20 protein-coding genes and 1 tRNA gene are annotated in these 17,577 nt (G+C 60.1%); 7 read left to right on the top strand and 14 right to left on the bottom strand.

What is annotated here, in order from left to right; translation table 11 throughout:
- Nucleotides 1-119: 119 nt before the first annotated feature.
- The 9 genes from gmd to uppS form a co-directional block, all read right to left on the bottom strand.
- Nucleotides 120-1,241 (bottom strand): GDP-mannose 4,6-dehydratase, encoded by a 1,122-nt coding sequence (gmd, locus tag B3F77_RS19670; protein WP_293606587.1) that lies wholly within the window; start codon nt 1,239-1,241, stop codon nt 120-122.
- 104 nt (nt 1,242-1,345) lie between these two features.
- A complete protein-coding gene (locus B3F77_RS19665; RefSeq protein ID WP_293606586.1) occupies nt 1,346-1,561 on the bottom strand; it encodes an ORF6N domain-containing protein in 216 nt (71 codons plus the stop codon).
- Between the two features lie 6 nt (nt 1,562-1,567).
- Nucleotides 1,568-2,992 carry a mannose-1-phosphate guanylyltransferase/mannose-6-phosphate isomerase gene (locus B3F77_RS19660; protein WP_293606585.1) on the bottom strand — a complete coding sequence of 475 codons (1,425 nt, stop codon included), beginning with the start codon at nt 2,990-2,992 and terminating at the stop codon, nt 1,568-1,570.
- Entirely contained in the window at nt 2,989-4,074 is a 1,086-nt protein-coding gene (locus tag B3F77_RS19655; protein ID WP_293606584.1) for an MraY family glycosyltransferase, read from the bottom strand. Before B3F77_RS19655 ends, B3F77_RS19660 begins: the two co-directional genes overlap by 4 nt.
- Before the next feature lie 28 nt (nt 4,075-4,102).
- Nucleotides 4,103-5,314: a Wzz/FepE/Etk N-terminal domain-containing protein gene (locus tag B3F77_RS19650; RefSeq protein WP_293606583.1), complete on the bottom strand. Its 1,212-nt coding sequence runs from the start codon at nt 5,312-5,314 to the stop codon at nt 4,103-4,105.
- 22 nt (nt 5,315-5,336) lie between these two features.
- A complete protein-coding gene (gene hepT, locus B3F77_RS19645; protein WP_414703056.1) occupies nt 5,337-5,753 on the bottom strand; it encodes a type VII toxin-antitoxin system HepT family RNase toxin in 417 nt (138 codons plus the stop codon).
- Complete coding sequence (gene mntA, locus B3F77_RS19640) at nt 5,738-6,154, bottom strand: type VII toxin-antitoxin system MntA family adenylyltransferase antitoxin (protein ID WP_293606581.1); 417 nt, start codon at nt 6,152-6,154, stop codon at nt 5,738-5,740. The genes hepT and mntA overlap by 16 nt, the downstream gene beginning before the upstream one ends.
- 4 nt (nt 6,155-6,158) lie before the next feature.
- A complete protein-coding gene (locus B3F77_RS19635; RefSeq protein WP_293606580.1) occupies nt 6,159-8,312 on the bottom strand; it encodes a polysaccharide biosynthesis/export family protein in 2,154 nt (717 codons plus the stop codon).
- A 245-nt stretch (nt 8,313-8,557) separates the two neighbouring features.
- Nucleotides 8,558-9,334, bottom strand: a complete 777-nt coding sequence (gene uppS, locus B3F77_RS19630) for a polyprenyl diphosphate synthase (protein ID WP_414703055.1) — start codon at nt 9,332-9,334, stop codon at nt 8,558-8,560.
- A 160-nt stretch (nt 9,335-9,494) separates the two neighbouring features.
- On the opposite strand from uppS, the gene B3F77_RS19625 reads away from it, so the two are divergent.
- From B3F77_RS19625 to B3F77_RS19615, 3 genes are all read left to right on the top strand, one after another.
- The gene (locus B3F77_RS19625; RefSeq protein ID WP_293606578.1) at nt 9,495-9,671 is read left to right on the top strand and encodes a hypothetical protein; all 177 of its coding nucleotides are present in this window, start codon (nt 9,495-9,497) and stop codon (nt 9,669-9,671) included.
- 169 nt (nt 9,672-9,840) lie between these two features.
- Nucleotides 9,841-10,404, top strand: coding sequence for a class I SAM-dependent methyltransferase (locus B3F77_RS19620; protein ID WP_293606577.1), 564 nt, complete (start codon nt 9,841-9,843; stop codon nt 10,402-10,404).
- A 6-nt stretch (nt 10,405-10,410) separates the two neighbouring features.
- Complete coding sequence (locus B3F77_RS19615; protein WP_293606576.1) at nt 10,411-10,644, top strand: hypothetical protein; 234 nt, start codon at nt 10,411-10,413, stop codon at nt 10,642-10,644.
- 356 nt (nt 10,645-11,000) lie between these two features.
- Here B3F77_RS19615 and B3F77_RS19610 read toward each other — a convergent pair whose 3' ends face one another.
- From B3F77_RS19610 to B3F77_RS19600, 3 genes are all read right to left on the bottom strand, one after another.
- Nucleotides 11,001-11,657, bottom strand: coding sequence for a nucleotidyltransferase domain-containing protein (locus B3F77_RS19610; RefSeq protein WP_293606575.1), 657 nt, complete (start codon nt 11,655-11,657; stop codon nt 11,001-11,003).
- 387 nt (nt 11,658-12,044) lie between these two features.
- Nucleotides 12,045-12,121: transfer RNA gene (locus tag B3F77_RS19605), tRNA-Pro, on the bottom strand.
- Nucleotides 12,122-12,135: 14 nt separating this feature from the next.
- On the bottom strand, nt 12,136-13,119 hold the full coding sequence (locus B3F77_RS19600) for a polyprenyl synthetase family protein (RefSeq protein ID WP_293606574.1): 984 nt from the start codon (nt 13,117-13,119) through the stop codon (nt 12,136-12,138).
- 177 nt (nt 13,120-13,296) lie between these two features.
- Here B3F77_RS19600 and rplU point away from each other — a divergent pair, with 177 nt between their 5' ends.
- From rplU to proB, 4 genes are all read left to right on the top strand, one after another.
- Nucleotides 13,297-13,608 (top strand): 50S ribosomal protein L21, encoded by a 312-nt coding sequence (rplU, locus tag B3F77_RS19595; RefSeq protein WP_293606573.1) that lies wholly within the window; start codon nt 13,297-13,299, stop codon nt 13,606-13,608.
- Nucleotides 13,609-13,635: 27 nt separating this feature from the next.
- Nucleotides 13,636-13,893 (top strand): 50S ribosomal protein L27, encoded by a 258-nt coding sequence (gene rpmA, locus B3F77_RS19590; RefSeq protein WP_293606572.1) that lies wholly within the window; start codon nt 13,636-13,638, stop codon nt 13,891-13,893.
- 107 nt (nt 13,894-14,000) lie between these two features.
- A complete protein-coding gene (gene cgtA / locus B3F77_RS19585; protein ID WP_293606571.1) occupies nt 14,001-15,095 on the top strand; it encodes an Obg family GTPase CgtA in 1,095 nt (364 codons plus the stop codon).
- Nucleotides 15,096-15,186: 91 nt separating this feature from the next.
- Entirely contained in the window at nt 15,187-16,323 is a 1,137-nt protein-coding gene (gene proB / locus B3F77_RS19580) for a glutamate 5-kinase (RefSeq protein WP_293606570.1), read from the top strand.
- Between the two features lie 42 nt (nt 16,324-16,365).
- Here the strand turns inward: proB and B3F77_RS19575 are convergent, their stop codons facing one another.
- Entirely contained in the window at nt 16,366-16,869 is a 504-nt protein-coding gene (locus B3F77_RS19575) for a CNP1-like family protein (protein WP_293606569.1), read from the bottom strand.
- On the bottom strand, nt 16,866-17,525 hold the full coding sequence (locus tag B3F77_RS19570; RefSeq protein ID WP_414703057.1) for an RNA pyrophosphohydrolase: 660 nt from the start codon (nt 17,523-17,525) through the stop codon (nt 16,866-16,868). The genes B3F77_RS19575 and B3F77_RS19570 overlap by 4 nt, the downstream gene beginning before the upstream one ends.
- Nucleotides 17,526-17,577 lie beyond the last annotated feature (52 nt).

Here is a 17,577-nt window from a genome sequence, read left to right as displayed (position 1 = left end):
CGCGCTTCGCTCGCAATGACGGAGGGGGCGGCGTGCTGTGTCAGGTGGCGCACGATGGCGCTGCCGACCATGCCACGATGGCCGGCTACGAAGATGCGCAGTGGGTTGCTCATGGCGCTTTACTCCACGCTCACGGCTACGTTGTAGCCGTGTTGCTTCAGCAGCGCATGGCGGCGGGCCTGATCGAGATCGTTTGCCATCATTTCTTCAATCATCTGGTCTAGCGTGATTTCGGGCACCCAGCCGAGTTTTTCTTTGGCTTTGGTGGGGTCGCCCAGCAGGGTTTCCACTTCAGTGGGGCGGAAGTAGCGCGGGTCGATCTTGAGCAGCACGTCGCCGACGGCGACAGCGGGGGCCTTGTCGCCGGTGATGGCTTGCACAATGCCGACTTCGTCCACGCCCTGGCCTTCAAAGCGCAGGGTAATGCCCAGTTGGGCAGCGCTGCGGCTGATGAACTCGCGCACGCTGACCTGCTTGCCGGTGGCAATGACAAAGTCTTCGGGCTGGTCTTGCTGCAGCATGAGCCACTGCATGCGCACGTAGTCATGCGCATGGCCCCAGTCGCGCAGCGAGTCGATATTGCCCATGAAGAGGCAACTTTCCAGGCCCTGGGCAATGTTGGCCAGGCCGCGCGTGACCTTGCGGGTCACAAAGGTTTCGCCGCGGCGCGGGCTTTCGTGGTTGAACAAGATGCCGTTGCAGGCATACAGGCCGTAGGCTTCGCGGTAGTTGACGGTGATCCAGTAGGCGTAGAGCTTGGCCACTGCGTAGGGGCTGCGCGGGTAGAACGGCGTGGTTTCCTTTTGCGGGGTTTCCTGCACCAGGCCGTACAGCTCGGAGGTACTGGCCTGGTAAAAGCGCGTTTTTTTCTCCAGCCCCAGGATACGAATGGCCTCTAACAGGCGCAGCGTGCCCATGCCGTCTACGTCGGCGGTGTACTCGGGCGATTCAAAGCTCACGGCCACATGGCTTTGCGCACCGAGGTTGTAGATTTCGTCGGGCTGGGTTTGCTGAACGATGCGCGTCAGGTTGCTGCTGTCGCTCAGGTCGCCGTAGTGCAGCACAAAGTTGCGGTTGTCAATGTGCGGGTCCTGGTAGATGTGGTCTACGCGCTGCGTGTTGAACGAGCTGGCGCGGCGCTTGATGCCGTGGACGATGTAGCCCTTGGCCAGCAGAAACTCGGCCAGGTAGGAGCCGTCTTGACCGGTGATGCCGGTGATGAGGGCGGTTTTTTGAGTCATGGTTAGTTGTGTGAATTCAGGAAATGGATTGCCACGCTGCGCTCGCAATGACGGCTAAGGGCGCTCTTGTGGCGTGACAAACCCGATTGGTCGTTTGGGTGGTTCTAGCGGCGTCCGCCGCGCCCGGTGTTTGAGGTCACAGTTTGTGACCTCAAAGCCGTGAACTCATCGGCCGAGAGCTGGAACATGAAATCTTGCGGAAAACGTGCATGGTTGCGCTTGATCGCAGCGGCGCAACGATTTGCTTGCCGGTGGCAAGGGCGGGTTTGGGTGCGGTGGTCATATTCGTCATCGCGAGGCTGCAGGCCGTGGCGATCCATGGCTTTTCATGCCCCTGCTTTCATTGGAATGACGCGGCCGTACACATCTTCAAAACGCACGATGTCGTCTTCACCCAGGTAGCTGCCGCTTTGCACTTCAACCAGCTCCAGCGGCGTTTTGCCGGGGTTCTTGAGCCGGTGCACGGTGCCCAGCGGGATGTAGGTGGACTGGTTTTCAGACAGCAAAAAGGTCTTGTCGCCGCAGGTCACCTCGGCTGTTCCCTTGACGACGATCCAGTGCTCGGCGCGGTGATGGTGCATTTGCAGCGACAGCTGGGCACCGGGCTTGACGCTGATGCGCTTGACCTGAAAGCGCTCGCCGGCGTCGACGCTGTCGTAAGCGCCCCAGGGGCGGGCGGTGTGGCGGTGCACGCTGGCCTGGGCCACGCCTTGCTGCGTCAGATGATTGACCACGTCTTTGACATACTCGGCATGGCTGGCGGCCACTACCAGCACGGCGTCGGGCGTGTCGATGACCAGCAGGTCTTGCGTGCCCAGCACCACCACGGGGCGGTGCGGCGCGTGCACAAAGGTGTTGCGGGCGTGCAGGGTGTGGGCCTGGCCGTGGGTGCGGTTGCCGTGCGCGTCGGGCTTCGACAGCTCGGCCACGGCGTTCCAGCTGCCCACATCGCTCCAGGCGCCACTGAAAGGCACAACGGCGACATCGGCGTGGTGCTCCATCACGGCGAAGTCGATGCTTTCAGCGCGGCAGGCATTGAAGGCCTGGAGCTCGGGTCGGATGAAGGCCTGGTCTTGCGTGGCGCCGGCCATGGCTTGCTGGCAGTGGGCCAGAATGTCGGGCGCGTGCTGCTGCAGTGCTTTAAGCAGTGTGTCGGCTTTGCACAGAAAAATGCCTGCGTTCCACAGCATGTCGCCTTGCAGGATCAGGGCCTGGGCCTGGTCGGCGGCGGGTTTTTCGATGAAGCGGGCAACCATGTGGCTGCCGTCTGGCCGGGCTTCGCCTTGCTGGATGTAGCCGTAGGCGGTGCTGGGGAAACTGGGCACCACGCCAAAGGTGACGATGGCGCCCTGCCCGGCTGCGGCCTGGCCTTGTGCCACCATGGCGGCAAAGGCCTGGGCATCGGGGATGTGGTGGTCGGCCGGGCAAAACAGCAGCAATTGCTCAGGCTGTGCCGCCAGCGCGGCCAGCGCCATGGCGGCCGCCGTGTTGCGCGCGGCGGGCTCCAGAATGACGGTGCCACTCACCTTGGCCGCCTGCATGGCCTCGGTCACCATAAAGCGGTGATCGTCTGCCGCCACGCACATGACGTTGACGGCCGCATGGCTGCCCAGCTGCGCTACGCGCTCCAGCGTGAGCTGCAGCAGGCTTTTGTTGTCAAGCAGGGGCACAAACTGCTTGGGAAAAGCTTTGCGGGACAGCGGCCAGAGGCGGGTACCGGAGCCGCCGCAGAGGATGACGGGTTGGATCATGTGGTGCTTGTTTTTGTAGTCAAAGTGGCGGGGCTAAAGCGCCAGCGGAACTGCGTAAGCCGTGCATAAACCACCGCGTACAACAGTGCACAGCCAGCCCACCCCATGACGAGAACGAGTGTGTTGGTGGGCCAGTTGACCGCAATGACGGCGGGCAACAGGGCGGCGCTCCACATGATGGCTCCGGTGGTTGAGTTGCGCACCAGGTTGCTGGCGTTGGGCAACAGGGAGCGCACCAGGCGGCGCTTGACCAGGCTGTGCAGATGCAGACGGTCGGCATCGCCCGCGCTCAGGCTGCGTCGGCGGCGGCGCACGATGCTGAACAGCACCTCCAGCACCGGGTAGCCACACACCAACATGGGGGCCCAGGCCGATACCTCATGGTGGCGTGCCAGCATCAGCACGGCTAGCCAGGCCAGGGCAAAGCCCACAAAATAGGCGCCGCCGTCGCCCAGAAAGATCTTGCCCAGCGGCCAGTTGACCAGGCCAAATCCCAGCATGGCAGCGGCCAGGATGAGGCTGATGCGGAGCATGTCCACGTCGCCGAGCGCACTGGACATCAGCGCGAAGCTGCACAGGATGATGATGACGGTGCCGGCGGCCAGGCCGTTGAAGCCGTCAATGATGTTGATGGCGTTGGCCACCCCGCCCACGGCGAAGGCGGTGAAGAGCACCGACACCACGGTAAAGCCGAGCAACCAGTCGAGCCCTGGCACGTTGGCGTTGGTGATCGACTGGCCGGTGATGGCCCATCCCAGCACGCTGCAGGCCATGGTGGCCAGCAGCCGGGCACGCACGCTGACCTTCTTGGTCAGGTCTTCCGCCAAGCCAAACACAAAGGCCGGTGCGCCGGCCAGCAGCAGCGGCCACAGCAGGCTCTGGCGGCTGGGCTGGGCCAACAGATAGCCGGCCAGCATACCCGTCACGATGGCAATGCCGCCCACGCGCGGCGTGGGGTGAGTGTGAAACTTTTGCGGTCCAGAGGTGCTGTCCATGCTGTGGTGGCCATGCCAGTGCTTGGTAGCTACCAGGGCGGCACTGGCGAGCAGGGTGACGGCGAAGACGATTAGGTAGGTTTGCATGATGGGTGGAGGGGCATGGATTGCCGCGCTACGCTCCCAATGACGAGGGGGGGGTGGGGCGGCGACCGATCGCCCTGCCCCAGGCGTGGCGCAAGCGGCCTATCTTTTCAGCCGATTCGGGTGTTTGAGCGGCACCGCGCAGGGCTTGGCGGATGAAGACGAAGAGCAGCAGCGCAAAGCCCACGGCCAGTGTGGTCATCATGGCAATCAGAGCCTTCTTGGGCTTGCTTTTTCGCTCGGGCGGCTGCGCAACATCCACCACCTGAATGATGGCGCCTTCGCGGCTTTCGTCTACGCGGGCAATTTCGTACTGTTTGGCAAAGAGATCAAACAGGGTTTCCTGGTATTTGAAGTTGCGGAACTTGGCGACATAGTCACCGTCGCCCCCGGTCTGCGCGGGCTCCTGCTTTTCGGCTTGGGTTAGTTGGCTGCGCAAGGCTGCCAGCTCGGTTTGGGCCTGCCTGAAGTCGGGCGCGGACTCGGCCAGGTAGCCGCGCATGCTGGCCAGCTTGACTTGTTGCGCGGTGATGGCGGCTTGCAGCTTTGCCAAGCCCTCAACCGCAGACTGCGGGTTGGCCTTGAGCGTATCGGCGCTGACACCGCTGGCCTTGAGCGCCTGCTCGGCCTTGATCAGGTTGTCTTTGGCGTTGGTCAGCTGCTTTTCAAAAAAGACGCGGCGCTGCTGGGCTTCGGTCACGGCCAGGCGATTGAGCAGCTTGCCTAGTTCTTCCACATTTGCGTTGGCCAGCTGGGCGGCAAAGGCGGGGTCTTTGTCGCTCGCGTCAATGGTGATGAGGCCGTCTTTGCCGCTGGCGACTTGGACATTGGCGTCCAATGCTTTGCGGGCGTCTTCGCGGAATTTTGTCTCGTAGCGGTCGGTCAGCTTGAAGCGGTCGATCAGTGCGTCTTGAACAGAGCGGCTTTTGAGGAAGGCCACGTATTGGTCGGCCGGGTTCTTCAGGCCACTGGCTGCACCTGCCAAACCGCCCAAGGCGCCCAAGCCTGCCAGCATGGCGGCGGCGCCACTTTGTTGCTGCTGCGGCGGCATGAATTTGGTGGTGGCGGTAAAGGTGGGCGGGATGGCAAAGGTGATGCCCAGCGCCAGCAGCCCGGCGGCCAGTGGCGCCAGCACCAGCAGGCGCAGGTTGTCGGCGACTACCTGCAGCAGGTCTAGCAGGCTGATTTCGTCGTCTTCGGGCATGTCCGTCTGGTTCATGGCGGCTTGGGTGGGTTCGGTCATGGTGTTGTGCTGCTAGCAATATTCATTTGTACAGTTCCAGCGACACTACTTTTGCAAATGCTGAGAAGTCTGCCAGGTGGTTTTTCACAATACTGTGCACGATGTGCCAGTTGATGGTTTCGTAGTTGTGCACGGCAATATTGCGAAAGCCCACGGCTTTTTTTAGATTGCCTGCCAGCACCGTATTCAACACCCCTGACTGCGCGAGTAAATCAAAAGTTTGCCCCATCGTGTCGGGCGGCGGCACGTCCATGCCAGCAATCAGGTGCGCGCCAATGTCAACACACATCTGCACAGCACGGCTGAGGTTTAACGAGATGATGTCTTGCAGGTCAAAGTTCGTAACCAACGTTTCAGCATCTGCAGGGCACTTGGTTTCGATGCGCTGCAAACAGCGACGCAGCGACTCCAGTTTTTGTTCGACTACTTCCCGATCCATGCCGCCCGCCTTTCTGCCAGCACCCTGGTGCGATACGGCATGAAGTCTGCCTGCTCAAACAAGTGGCGGCTGATCAATTGGCCATACGCGCTATCGCTACCCAGCAGCCGGCGGCCATGCCGCACGATTTGCCCCAGCAAGGGCTCGGCCACTACTTTTAAATCAATCAGGTCAACAGGGCGGCCAGTGCGCTCGGCCAGCGCTTCGATGATGGCCATTTTCTCTGGCGCTGTCAGTGCCTGGTTGGCTGCGACCGCAATGTCCAGGTCGCTGTCTGCGCGTTGACGCCCCTGGGCCACCGAGCCAAACAGCACGGCCAGCACCAGCCTTGGAAAGCGTGTCAACACTTCCCGCAGTTGTGCGTCGATGCCAGGCAAAGACTGTGACGTAGGGTCAGTCATGGCTTTACAACTTGTTGATGGTTTTGATGGCGGCGATGCCCAGACCAAAGTTGGAGAAAATTTGCGTCCAGTCTTTGAGTGCGCGGGTGACAAAGTTGTAGCGGCTCTCGCGGTCAATTTGCGCGGGCACCACCACGGTGTCGCCAGGCATGACGTGGAGGGATTCAAAGCCGCCGCCAAAGAAGCCACTGCGGTCGCGCCGCGCGATGATGCTGCCGTCGGCACGCAGTACAAAGGCCTGGTCTGGTTCGGCGTCTTCGGTCAGGCCGGCAGACTTGAGGACGTCGCCCACGGTCTTGCCCGGCTTGTAGATAAACACGTTTTCGTTGTTGACGGAACCAAACGCTGATACAAAGCCCGGCACAGCGGGGATGAGGATGTGGTCGCCGTCCTCAAGCGGCAGGGCGGGCAAGTTAGCCAGGGTTTGGGCCTGTGGGTCTAGTTCCATGGCCAGGCGGCCATTGCTCTTGAAGGCCTTGAGCCGATCGATCTGGCTTTTTAGCTGGGCTTGCTGTTGCTGCTGCAGCACTTGGGCCTGGGCCGCATTGTCAGTACCCCGGTTGGCTATGACGCTGCTGGCCTGCGCCTGCGACTGCGCTTCTAGCCGACGGATGAGGGTGTCCAGATTTTCTTGCTGACGGGTGCGCACCGATTCGCGGTTGAACTCGGCGCCAAACACATAGGCCTGCGGCGTCAGGCCGCCAATGCGCTGCAGCAACTGGGGCAGGGTCTCGCCGGGGGTGGTCTGGTAGACGCCGGGGGCGGCTACTTCGCCTTCCACGCGCACCAGGCGGCTCTGGCGGTCTTGCGGCAGGCGCAGGTCGTTCTGGCTCAGGATGGTGACCACGTCACCGGATTGCAGCGGCAGGTTGTACGCGGGGTCCCGCTGCAGCACTGCCTTGCCCAGGTTGAAGGGGATAAGCTCGGTGGTGAGTTTATTGCGGTCCATGCGCTCAATGACGGCATAGTCCCAGTTGATTTGGTCAGCCATGCCGCGGATACGGGTGGCCACGTTGCTACCTGCGGCCTGCGCTAGTTCTGCGTTTTGCACCAGCAGGTTCTTGCGCTTGTAGTAATCGCCGGTGATGAGTGCATCGCGCTCGGGTATCAGGTCCAGAATTTTCATGCCTTCAAACCAGCGGTAGCGCAGCGGCGCCGCCACGGTGCCCTGCAGCGTTACGGCGTTGGCAAAGGCCGGGCTGATGCCGAGCAGGGTCAGCACGTCACCATCGTGCAGGGGCTGACGCAGGCCTTGCTCATCGAGCACGATTTCTTGCACCTGACGCGGCGGATTGCTCTCGCGCGTGATGCGCTCCAACAGTGCCTTTTGGGTGGTGGCCAGGGCAGGCACGCCGCCGCCCAAGGCCAGGATGTCTGCCACGCTGGTGGCGCCGGATTTAAGTTCGTAGATGGCGGCTTGATCAAAAGCGCCGGTGACAGCCACTCGCGGACCCACAGGCGGGATCACAATGACGTCACCCGACATCAAGGGCAGGTCGCGGGATTTGTCGCCGCGTGCAATAAAGTCATACAGGTCAAGGGTGCTGATGGTTTTGCCCGCGCGCTTGAGCTCGATGTTGCGCATGGAGCCATTGGCGCTGGGGCCGCCGCTGGCGAACAGCGCATTGACCAGGGTGCTGAGACTGGACAGGTGGAAGGTGCCCGGCTGCTGTGCCTGGCCGACCACATACACCTGGATGCCGCGCAAGCGCCCCAAAGTGGCGTTGGCGCTGAAGTTGGTGTAGACCTTGCCCAAATGACCGCGCAAGGTTTTGTCAAGATCACGCACGGCCACGCCAGCCAAAGTGACGACGCCCACCTTGGGTATGTTCACTTGGCCATTGCGGTCAATCGTCAGGCTGGTGTTGAAGTCCACCGGACCCCATACCTGCAACCGAACCTCATCGCCTGGCCCTAACAGGTAGTCATCAGGTGCGGGCAGGGCACTGTCCACTGCGTAGGCTTGTGGCGCATCAAACAAGTCGCGGCCATACATGGGCAGCAAGCGGCCGGTGGTTTCTTGCACAAAACGCTGGAACTGGCTGGGGCCGGAAACACGGGCAGGCGGACGAGCACGCGTAGCCTCGGGGCCAGTGGCATCGGCGCCAGCTTTGGCGGCGTCTGGCGCTGTGGCTTGCTTCTGCTGTGCAGACTGCATGGCTGCTGCTTGGTCTGTTGTGGGCGTAGATGACGTTGAGGGTGCGGGTGCTGCCGGCGCTGGCGCTGCACCAGGGGCCGGCGCACTGGCTGAAAAACCAGAACTGAAGCCGGTAGCAGGCGCGGCCGTCTGGGCATGCAAGCCCGCACTCAGTGACACAACCAGCGCAGCGAGCATCGCTCGCAGACAAAGTGACTTCGAAAATGACTTCAACATGGGCAATTGGGGAAATAAGATGAAAAAACTTAGGCCTTGACGACCGAGAGAGTACTGGTGCCACCAAAGCGGCGGTCACGCATGCCGTACCAGGCGATGGCTTGATCAAGCTCATCGGCCGTAAAACTGGGCCACAAGACATCTGTGAAAAACATCTCGGTATAGGCAAGCTGCCACAACATGAAGTTGCTGATGCGCGATTCGCCGCCGGTGCGGATCAGCAAGTCAGGGTCTGGCGCGTAGGCCAGGCCGAGGTGGGCGGCCAAGCTGGCTTCATCCATCGCGTCAACCGGCTCTCCGGGGTGGGCCGCTTGCCACGACTTGACGGCCTGAACCACATCCCACCGGCCGCCATAGTTGGCCGCGATGGTGAGGGTGATGGTGTCGTTGTGGGCGGTTTTTTCTTGCGCGTCGCGGATCAGGGCCTGAATCTTCACGTCAAAATCCGAAGTATCGCCAACCACCTTCAGGCGCACGCCTTTGGCGTTCATGTCGCTCACTTCTTTGCGCAGGTAGAGCGCCAGCAAACCCATCAGGCTGGATACTTCATCCGGCGGGCGTTGCCAGTTTTCGGTGCTGAAGGCAAACAGGGTGATGAAGCGCACGCCTCGGTCAGCGCAGGCCTGCACGATGCTGCGCACGCGCCGGGCCCCATTGGCATGGCCCAGTGCCGCCGGCATACCGAACTGCTTGGCCCAACGACGATTGCCATCCATGATGATGGCAATGTGTTGCGGAATGGGTTGGCTAACCGGAAACTGGGTGACAGACACTAACTTGGGCTTTCTGGCTGGCTTATGCTGCATTGACGGAGACGAGCCCCCAGGCAAAACGACACAATTTTTACTATCTGTTACCTGGCGCAGCAGCCTGAAGCAGGTACCAAGTTTGATATATATCAAGTGTACCCGGGTTTCCCCCGGGGGTTTTCGTATGAAATCTTGCAGTGTGCGCCAAAAAGCCCGAATGAACAAGGTTGAAAATTTCTCGGAAGGTCATGACCAAGCCGGTGCGCAAGATGCGGTAACGCTTGTCAAACCGGCTGGCCGTGACCGCCTGGCGGCATGTTGGTTTCTTGACGGGCGCCCTCAACTGAATGAGCCGCAGCGCAAAATTACCGGTACCTTCTATGGAAAACCTTGACAACAGTGGCCTTTCCCGCCGGGCACTGACTCGCAAACGGATGTCCCTCAGGACGGCATTGGCCCTGCCCAGGTATGGGTTGTTGCATTTCCTGCAGCTAGGGGCGAGGGCCTCCCGGATAAACCCGGGCACTACATCCAGGATGCGCCCGCTGCACCTGTTTTCATGCATGCTACGTGACCCGTCCACCACGGGCGCGCTGCTGCCCTCCTCTCCCTTTCTGGCCAAAGCAATGGCGGAGGCCTCTTCGGGGTCAGGAACCGTTGTTGAGCTGGGCGCGGGCACCGGAGCCATCACCCGGGCGCTCCTTGCCAAGCATGGGGCTCCGCACCTGATCGCGGTGGAAATCAACCCAGAACTTGCACTGGGTTTGAAAAAGCGATTTCCCGAGTTGGACGTCCGGCAAGCGCCGGCGCAGGATGTGCTGGCCGGGCTGCAAACGAACAAGAAGCTGGTCGTGGTCTCCAGCCTGCCGTTTCGCTCTTTACCGGCCGAGGTGTCGGCTGAACTGCAGGCAAGTCTGGTCGCCACCCTGGAAAGGCACGCGGGTTCCTGGCTGGTGCAGTTCACATACCAACCCCGAAAACCCTTTGAGGCCCCCGTGGGCTTCAGGTGGCAGCACCATGGCATGGTCTGGAGAAACGTCCCGCCTGCGGGCGTCTGGGTGCTGCGTCGGTCCGATGAGCAGGTCTTTCGGGGAGAAAGCCGTGCCGTCAGCCGCAGCCTAGGATGACATGCCTTGCAAGTTCCCCACGGCCCCTTTCAATCCCTGGAAGACGGAGTCAGCGAGCTGTTGGGGGAATCCGGTCGGCAGCCGCGCGAAGATCTGTTCGATGACGTCATCGGTGCGCTCGATGAGCCGGCGGATGATGGGCTCGGCGTCCTTGGCTGTGGGGAGTCGTCAGAAAGCAACCATCGGTCATTGAAGCATATCTTCTGTCCAACGGGCAAAACTTTCGAGTTCAGTAAGTAGCCGCTTCGCTTCATCGAGAGGGGTCATTCGGGCTCCGTAGTGAGCTTCGTCCTTAAGGCTCAACATTCGGCGCAAACGTCGTTCTTGCGAGTCCGGTAGGGTATTTCGCAGGACGTCTCGAAGCAGTCGTGGCGCTAAGGCGTGGTCCTGCTGGTTGACGACTTGGGCTCGTTTGGCTGTAAGACTGTCGCAGTAAGCAATAGCCGCCAGAACAATCAGACTTACAACAGGGCTTGCGTTTTGCCCAGGCTCAGACAATGTTGCAGCGTCATGCGCTATCCGCAGATGGTCCCGCGCAGCGCGTAAACGTCCCTGCCAATACAAGGCGTCAACGCTTTTTCGTGAGCTTTTTCCAGTCATGCGAGTTGAGCCCCGCGTGTGCAGCGCAATGCCTCCTGTTGCGGGGATCCCCCTTTGAGCAACTTAGCATCCTTTATAAGTTCCTTCCACCAGGGGTCATCCGACGAAAGCCTCGCAACGTCATCAGGTGTAAGCGCGACTAGCGAGAAATGAGCGTGCAACAGGTCTTCTAACCCTTGAAATGCGTCCCGAATTTCTTCGGCAACATGTGCTCCATCTTCTTGTGTAACTATTGCGATGTCGATGTCGCTGCGGGGGGTGTCTTCACCCCGCGCCACACTGCCGTATAGCCAGGCGGACCGCACACCTTGGTTCGCATTCAACGTATCACGCAGTGTTTGGTTCAGAACATCCCACCGGTTGCGCTCTTGCTCAAAGATTGTCGTTAACGTGGAGGCAAACGGGTGAACGGGCACTATCGCGAAAAGCTGAGAACGTGGCAGCCCAAGGGTCGTGACCAATCCTTGACCTTCCAGGCCTTCCAGGACGAGTCGTACCCCCTGCCTTGTCAGACCGGTGTCCCGCGCCAGTTGAACTGCGCTTAGTGGCGCGCCGTAGGACATCAAGGCCCGCAGCACTCGGACGTTGCCGCTGTTGCCGAGCAACTTGGTAAGCGGAAATTGAAGATAACTTTGGGCGGAAGAACTACTCATGGGAATTGATGAAAGCAAGATTGTCTTGGTAATTGTATTTTACAAGGAGCAATTGCAATTACCCAGAGGAAATTGTAAGTTACCAGGAGCAACTGAAATTTACATTAAAGCGAGTCCAAGTCCAACATCCTGCATTCAGTCAGGTGGAGGCCGTTGACGCCCATAGTGACCGAGCTCATCAAGTCGCTGCTCCACTGGCTTGGCCCACGGCCCCAAAAGGGCGGGTCAGGCGTGCCTGTCAGCGCAGCTAGGCGCAGGCAAACGAATGAATCGCGACGCAACCCGATTTGGAGCAGATTTGGAGCATTTCGCTCCTTTTCGCTGGTTTTTGCCAGCGCTGGCTCTTCCGTATCAAGCTAGACCACCATTGATTTCATTGAAGAAATATGGTCGGGGTGAGAGGATTCGAACCTCCGGCCTCTACGTCCCGAACGTAGCGCTCTACCTGGCTAAGCTACACCCCGCCTTGACAAAACCATCAGGAGCGCCTCGCCAGTAATTGGGAGGCCAACTGCATCAATGCATGACTGTAAGGGTTTTGTGGCAATGTTTGCAAGGCGTTTAGCGCGCGTTGCGCCTCCGCAGCGGCGGCGTCCCGCGTCGCCTGCAAGGCCCCGGTCTGATGCACGATCGCAATAATCTGCGCCATCTGGTCCGTTTCACCGGTCTCAATGGCCTGCCGGAGGGTGGCGCGCTCCCGCTCGGTGCCTCGCTGCATCGCAATGATGAGGGGCAGCGTCGCCTTGCCTTCGCGCAAGTCATCCCCCAGGTTTTTCCCCATTTCCGAGACGTTGCCGTCGTAGTCCAGCACATCATCAATGACCTGAAATGCGGTGCCCAGCGCCTGCCCGTAGTCTGCGCAACTTTGCTCAACGGACGGGGAGGACTGCGCCAGTAAGGCCGCCAGACGGGCACTGGCTTCAAACAGTTTGGCGGTCTTGGAGCGGATGACGCGAAGGTAGCCTTCCTCGGACAGGGCGGCATCATGCATGTTCATGAGTTGCAGGACTTCCCCTTCGGCGATCACATTGGTGGCCTCCGCGAGGGTTTGCATGATGCGCATATCGCCGGCATCGACCATCATCTGGAAGGCCCGGGAGTATAGAAAATCGCCCACCAGCACGCTGGCAGGGTTGCCAAAAGCCTCGTTGGCGGTGGCACGGCCGCGGCGCAGGGTGGATTCGTCGACCACGTCGTCATGCAGCAAGGTGGCGGTGTGAATGAACTCGACCACGGCGGCAAGGTTGTAGCGCTGATCGCCGCGGTAGCCCAGGGCGCCGCACATCAGCAGCAACAGGGCTGGTCGCAGGCGCTTGCCGCCGGCAGCCACGATGTATTGCGAAACCTGGCTGACCAGGGGCACCTCGGATTTGAGGCGACGCTCGATCACCGCGTCCATTTCGCGCATGTCGTCGGCAATCAGGGCAAGGGCAGCAGCGGTACTTGAAGAATTGGCAGACAAAAGGAGGTCCAGACGTTAAGTTTGGCCAGATTATAGAAAGCCCGCCTTCAACCATCAGAGGCTGCGACCTGACTGGAAGCTGCCCACAAACCTCCGGTCAGGCATTTTCAAGCTATCGTGATAGAATATCGGGCTCTGTGGAAATACGTCCGCAGAACTCAATTTACGAGGTCTTACATGTACGCGGTCATAAAAACCGGTGGCAAACAATACAAGGTTGCTGCTGGAGAAAAAATTAAAGTAGAACAGATTGCTGCGGACGTAGGCCAAGAGATCGTTATTGACCAGGTATTGGCTGTCGGAGAAGGCAGCACAATCAAGGTTGGTACGCCCTTGGTGTCCGGCGCAACTGTTACAGCCACTGTGCTGGCTCACGGCAGGCACGACAAAGTGACCATTTTCAAAATGCGTCGTCGCAAGCACTATCAGAAACGCCAGGGTCACCGGCAAAACTTCACTGAACTGCAAATCGGCGCCATCGTCGGTTAAGCAGGGAAGTACCAGGAGTAACGAAAAATGGCACATAAAAAAGGCGGCGGCTCTACGCACAATGGGCGTGATTCACAGCCCAAAATGTTGGGCGTCAAGAAATTTGGCGGCGAAGTGATCAACGCAGGCAGCATCATCGTGCGCCAGCGCGGCACCAAGTTTCACCCAGGCGTCAATGTCGGTATCGGCAAAGACCACACGCTGTTTGCATTGGTTGATGGTGCGGTTTCCTTCTGCATCAAGGGCGCGCTGAACAAGCACACCATCAATGTGACGCCAGCGTAAGCTGATCACGTCGATGGCATCGAAGCCCCGATCTGTCGGGGCTTTTTTGTTTGTAAACTAGCTGTCCGTATCTTAAGCACTCCGCTCTACTCGCACCCTACCCCATCATGAAATTTGTTGACGAAGCCTATATTGACATTGCCGCTGGCGATGGCGGGAGTGGCTGCGTCTCGTTCAGCCACGAAAAGTACAAGGAATTCGGTGGGCCGAACGGGGGCGACGGCGGGCGTGGCGGCCATGTGTATGCGGTGGCAGACGTCAACCTGAACACCCTGGTGGACTTCCGGTTTTCGCGCCGCCACAACGCCCGCAATGGCCAGCATGGCATGGGCTCCGACATGTTCGGCGCCAAGGGCGATGACGTCATCCTCAAAATGCCCGTGGGAACCATCCTGACCGATGCCGAGACTGGCGAGGTTCTTTTTGAACTGCTGGTGCCTGGCGAACAAGTCCTGATTGCCAAAGGTGGCGATGGCGGTTTTGGCAACCTGCGCTTCAAGAGCTCGACCAACCGCGCGCCGCGCAGCAAGACACCGGGCTGGCCCGGTGAGCACAAAAATCTTAAACTTGAATTGAAGGTGCTGGCCGATGTCGGCCTGCTGGGCATGCCCAACGCAGGCAAATCCACCTTTATCTCAGCAGTATCCAATGCCCGGCCGCGCATTGCCGACTATCCTTTCACCACTTTGCACCCCAATCTGGGCGTGGTGCGGGTAGGCCCCGAACAAAGCTTTGTAGTGGCTGATTTGCCAGGCCTTATTGAGGGCGCTTCAGAAGGCGCGGGCTTGGGACATTTGTTTTTGCGGCACCTGCAGCGCACCCGCCTGTTGCTGCATATCGTTGATCTGGCACCCTTCGACGAAAACGTAGATCCGGTCGCCCAGGCCAAGGCGATCGTGGGTGAACTCAAAAAATACGATGAAGCGCTTTATAAAAAACCGCGCTGGCTGGTCCTCAACAAGCTCGACATGGTGGACGCCGACAAGCGCGCTGCCGTCGTCAAGGATTTTGTCAAGCGCTTCAAGTTCAAGGGCCCTGTCTTTGAAATTTCCGCCCTGACGCGCGAGGGCTGCGAACAACTCGTCAAGACGATTTACCAGCACGTCAAAGAAGTCCAGAAAAGCGAGCAACCCGTGGAAGACATTGATCCGCGATTTGCCGAGCTGCCTCCAGAACCAGCCGAACCGCCTGTTTCCGGCTGATCGGCTGGCAAGCGCAGAGCGGTGTTTGCTATGCAAATAATAGCTGCTTGTTCCCGTATCCATTGGGCTATAGCCTGAAAAGTACTGAAAAATGCACGATACAACGGGCTCCCCTGTTCTGCGCAACGCCAAGCGCATTGTGGTCAAGGTGGGCTCCAGCCTGGTGACCAACGAGGGCCGGGGGCTCGATGCAGCCGCCATCGGCCAGTGGTGCGAGCAGCTGGCAGCCCTGGTCAAGGGTGGGCGCGAAGTGATCATGGTGAGCAGCGGCGCCATCGCCGAAGGCATGAAACGCTTGGGCTGGAGCACCCGTCCCAAAGCCATTCATGAGCTGCAGGCCGCCGCCGCCGTAGGCCAGATGGGCCTGGTCCAGGTGTATGAAACAAAATTGCGGGAAAACGGCATTGGCAGCGCACAGGTCCTGCTGACCCATGCCGACCTGGCTGACCGCGAGCGATACCTGAATGCCCGCTCCACCCTGCTGACCTTGCTGCAACTGGGCGTGGTGCCGGTCATCAATGAGAACGACACTGTGGTCAACGACGAGATCAAGTTTGGCGACAACGACACCTTGGGCGCGTTGGTGGCCAACCTCGTCGAAGCCGATGCGCTGGTCATTCTGACCGACCAGAAAGGCCTGTACACCGCCGATCCGCGCAAGGACCCCGCAGCCCAGTTTGTGCGCGAAGCAACCGCCGGTGATGCGGCACTGGAAGCGATGGCGGGCGGCGCCGGCTCGAGCATCGGCAGTGGCGGCATGATCACCAAAATCCTGGCCGCAAAACGCGCTGCGGGGTCGGGGGCCTCTACCGTCATTGCCTGGGGCCGCGAGCCCCAGGCGCTGATCCGGCTGACCCAGGGCGAGGCGATTGGCACACTGCTGGTGGCGCAAACCCAAAAGATGCAGGCCCGCAAGCAATGGATGGCCGATCACCTGCAGTTGCGCGGTTCAGTCAGCGTGGATGGGGGCGCCGCAAGCAAGGTACGCGATGAAGGCAAGAGCCTGCTACCCATTGGCATGACTGCGGTGCAGGGTGATTTTTCACGCGGCGACGTGATTGCAGTCAGGAATGCCGACGGCGCAGAAATTGCGCGGGGCCTGGCCAATTATTCGAGCTCCGAAGCCAGACTGATTTGCCGGAAAGCATCGTCGGAATTCGAAAAGCTGCTGGGTTACACGGGTGAGCCTGAAATGGTTCACCGCACCAACCTGGTCCTTAGCCGTTAAGACCTGAAGAGCGTCTGCGCCCCGCAGTTGCTTTCACGGGCCCTAATTCGTCGCCGCGGAAAGCGGGTTTTTCAACTGCTTGACCAGGACATCGACCGACGTTGCGGGTGCCGCGTTGTTGCAGGCGCCGGCCTTGGCGAATCGCAAGGCATGCTTGGACGGCATGTTTTCATACAGGGAGCGCCACTCCGCGTTGCTAACCATGCTCCAGCGGCCTTCCGGCGAGTAGCGGCCATAGGTCTTGAATTCACCGGTGGAGCAGCGTATGCCTTCGTACATCACGTTTCTTGCACCACTGGCACTGCTGGCTACCACCACATAGCGAACGACGCCGTCGCTGTTGGAAATGCGGATGGAAGCCGGGTCGACGCCATAGACCAGCGAGGCGGTTGGTGACACCTCAAAAGTAATGAGCTTGCTGACGTCAAAGGCCGGTGGCGCCGGCACTTCGGACTCTTTCCAGTCGGGATTGTCCACCGTGGGCTGAGCCCAGGCCGCGCAGGTCACGCCGAGCAAAAGTGCCAGGAAGGCCAGTTTGAATTTCATGTTTTTATCGTCTGGGGATCCCCGCCGAAACTGGTCTGCGGATCAGGCTCAAAGGTGGCGCCAGGAGGCAGCTCAAACGAGGCACCAAGTCTGACAGCGTAGGCTTGCATCGGGTCGTTCGCCTCGCGGGGATTGTCCTCTGCGGCCTGGTCGCGTTGGTGCAAGCCGCCACGCCAATAGCGGTTACGCTGGTCTGGACGCAGATCAAACCGGGAATCAAAGCGCGGCACGAAGCGCGACAGCTCTGTGAGCGCCATTTCGTAGACGCTCCGCTTGAAATCCACCACGACATCAAGCGGCACCCAATAGTCGTTCCAGCGCCAGGCATCAAACTCGGGATGGCTTGTTGCGCGCAGGTTCAGATCCCAGTCGTGACCGACCAGCTGTAGCAAGAACCAGATCTGTTTCTGGCCTCTGTAATGTCCGCGCGCATCGCGGCGGATGAACCGGTCAGGCACCTCATAGCGCAACCAGTCTCGGGTACGGGCCAGCACCTGTACGTGCTGCGGAAACAGCCCAACCTCTTCGTGCAACTCACGCAACATGGCCTGCTCGGGATTTTCACCCCGGTCAATGCCACCCTGCGGAAACTGCCACGAGTGGGTACGGATACGCTTGCCCCAAAATACCTGACTTCTCTGGTTGAGCAAGACGATGCCGACGTTGGGCCTAAAGCCTGTCTCTTATACACATCTCCGAGCCCACCAG

Source organism: Polaromonas sp. UBA4122, assembly GCA_002381615.1.
In the GTDB taxonomy this organism is placed as follows: Bacteria; Pseudomonadota; Gammaproteobacteria; order Burkholderiales; family Burkholderiaceae_C; genus Polaromonas.
Note: the sequence above shows the minus strand (reverse complement) of the source record. Positions and strands in the feature narration are given on the sequence as shown.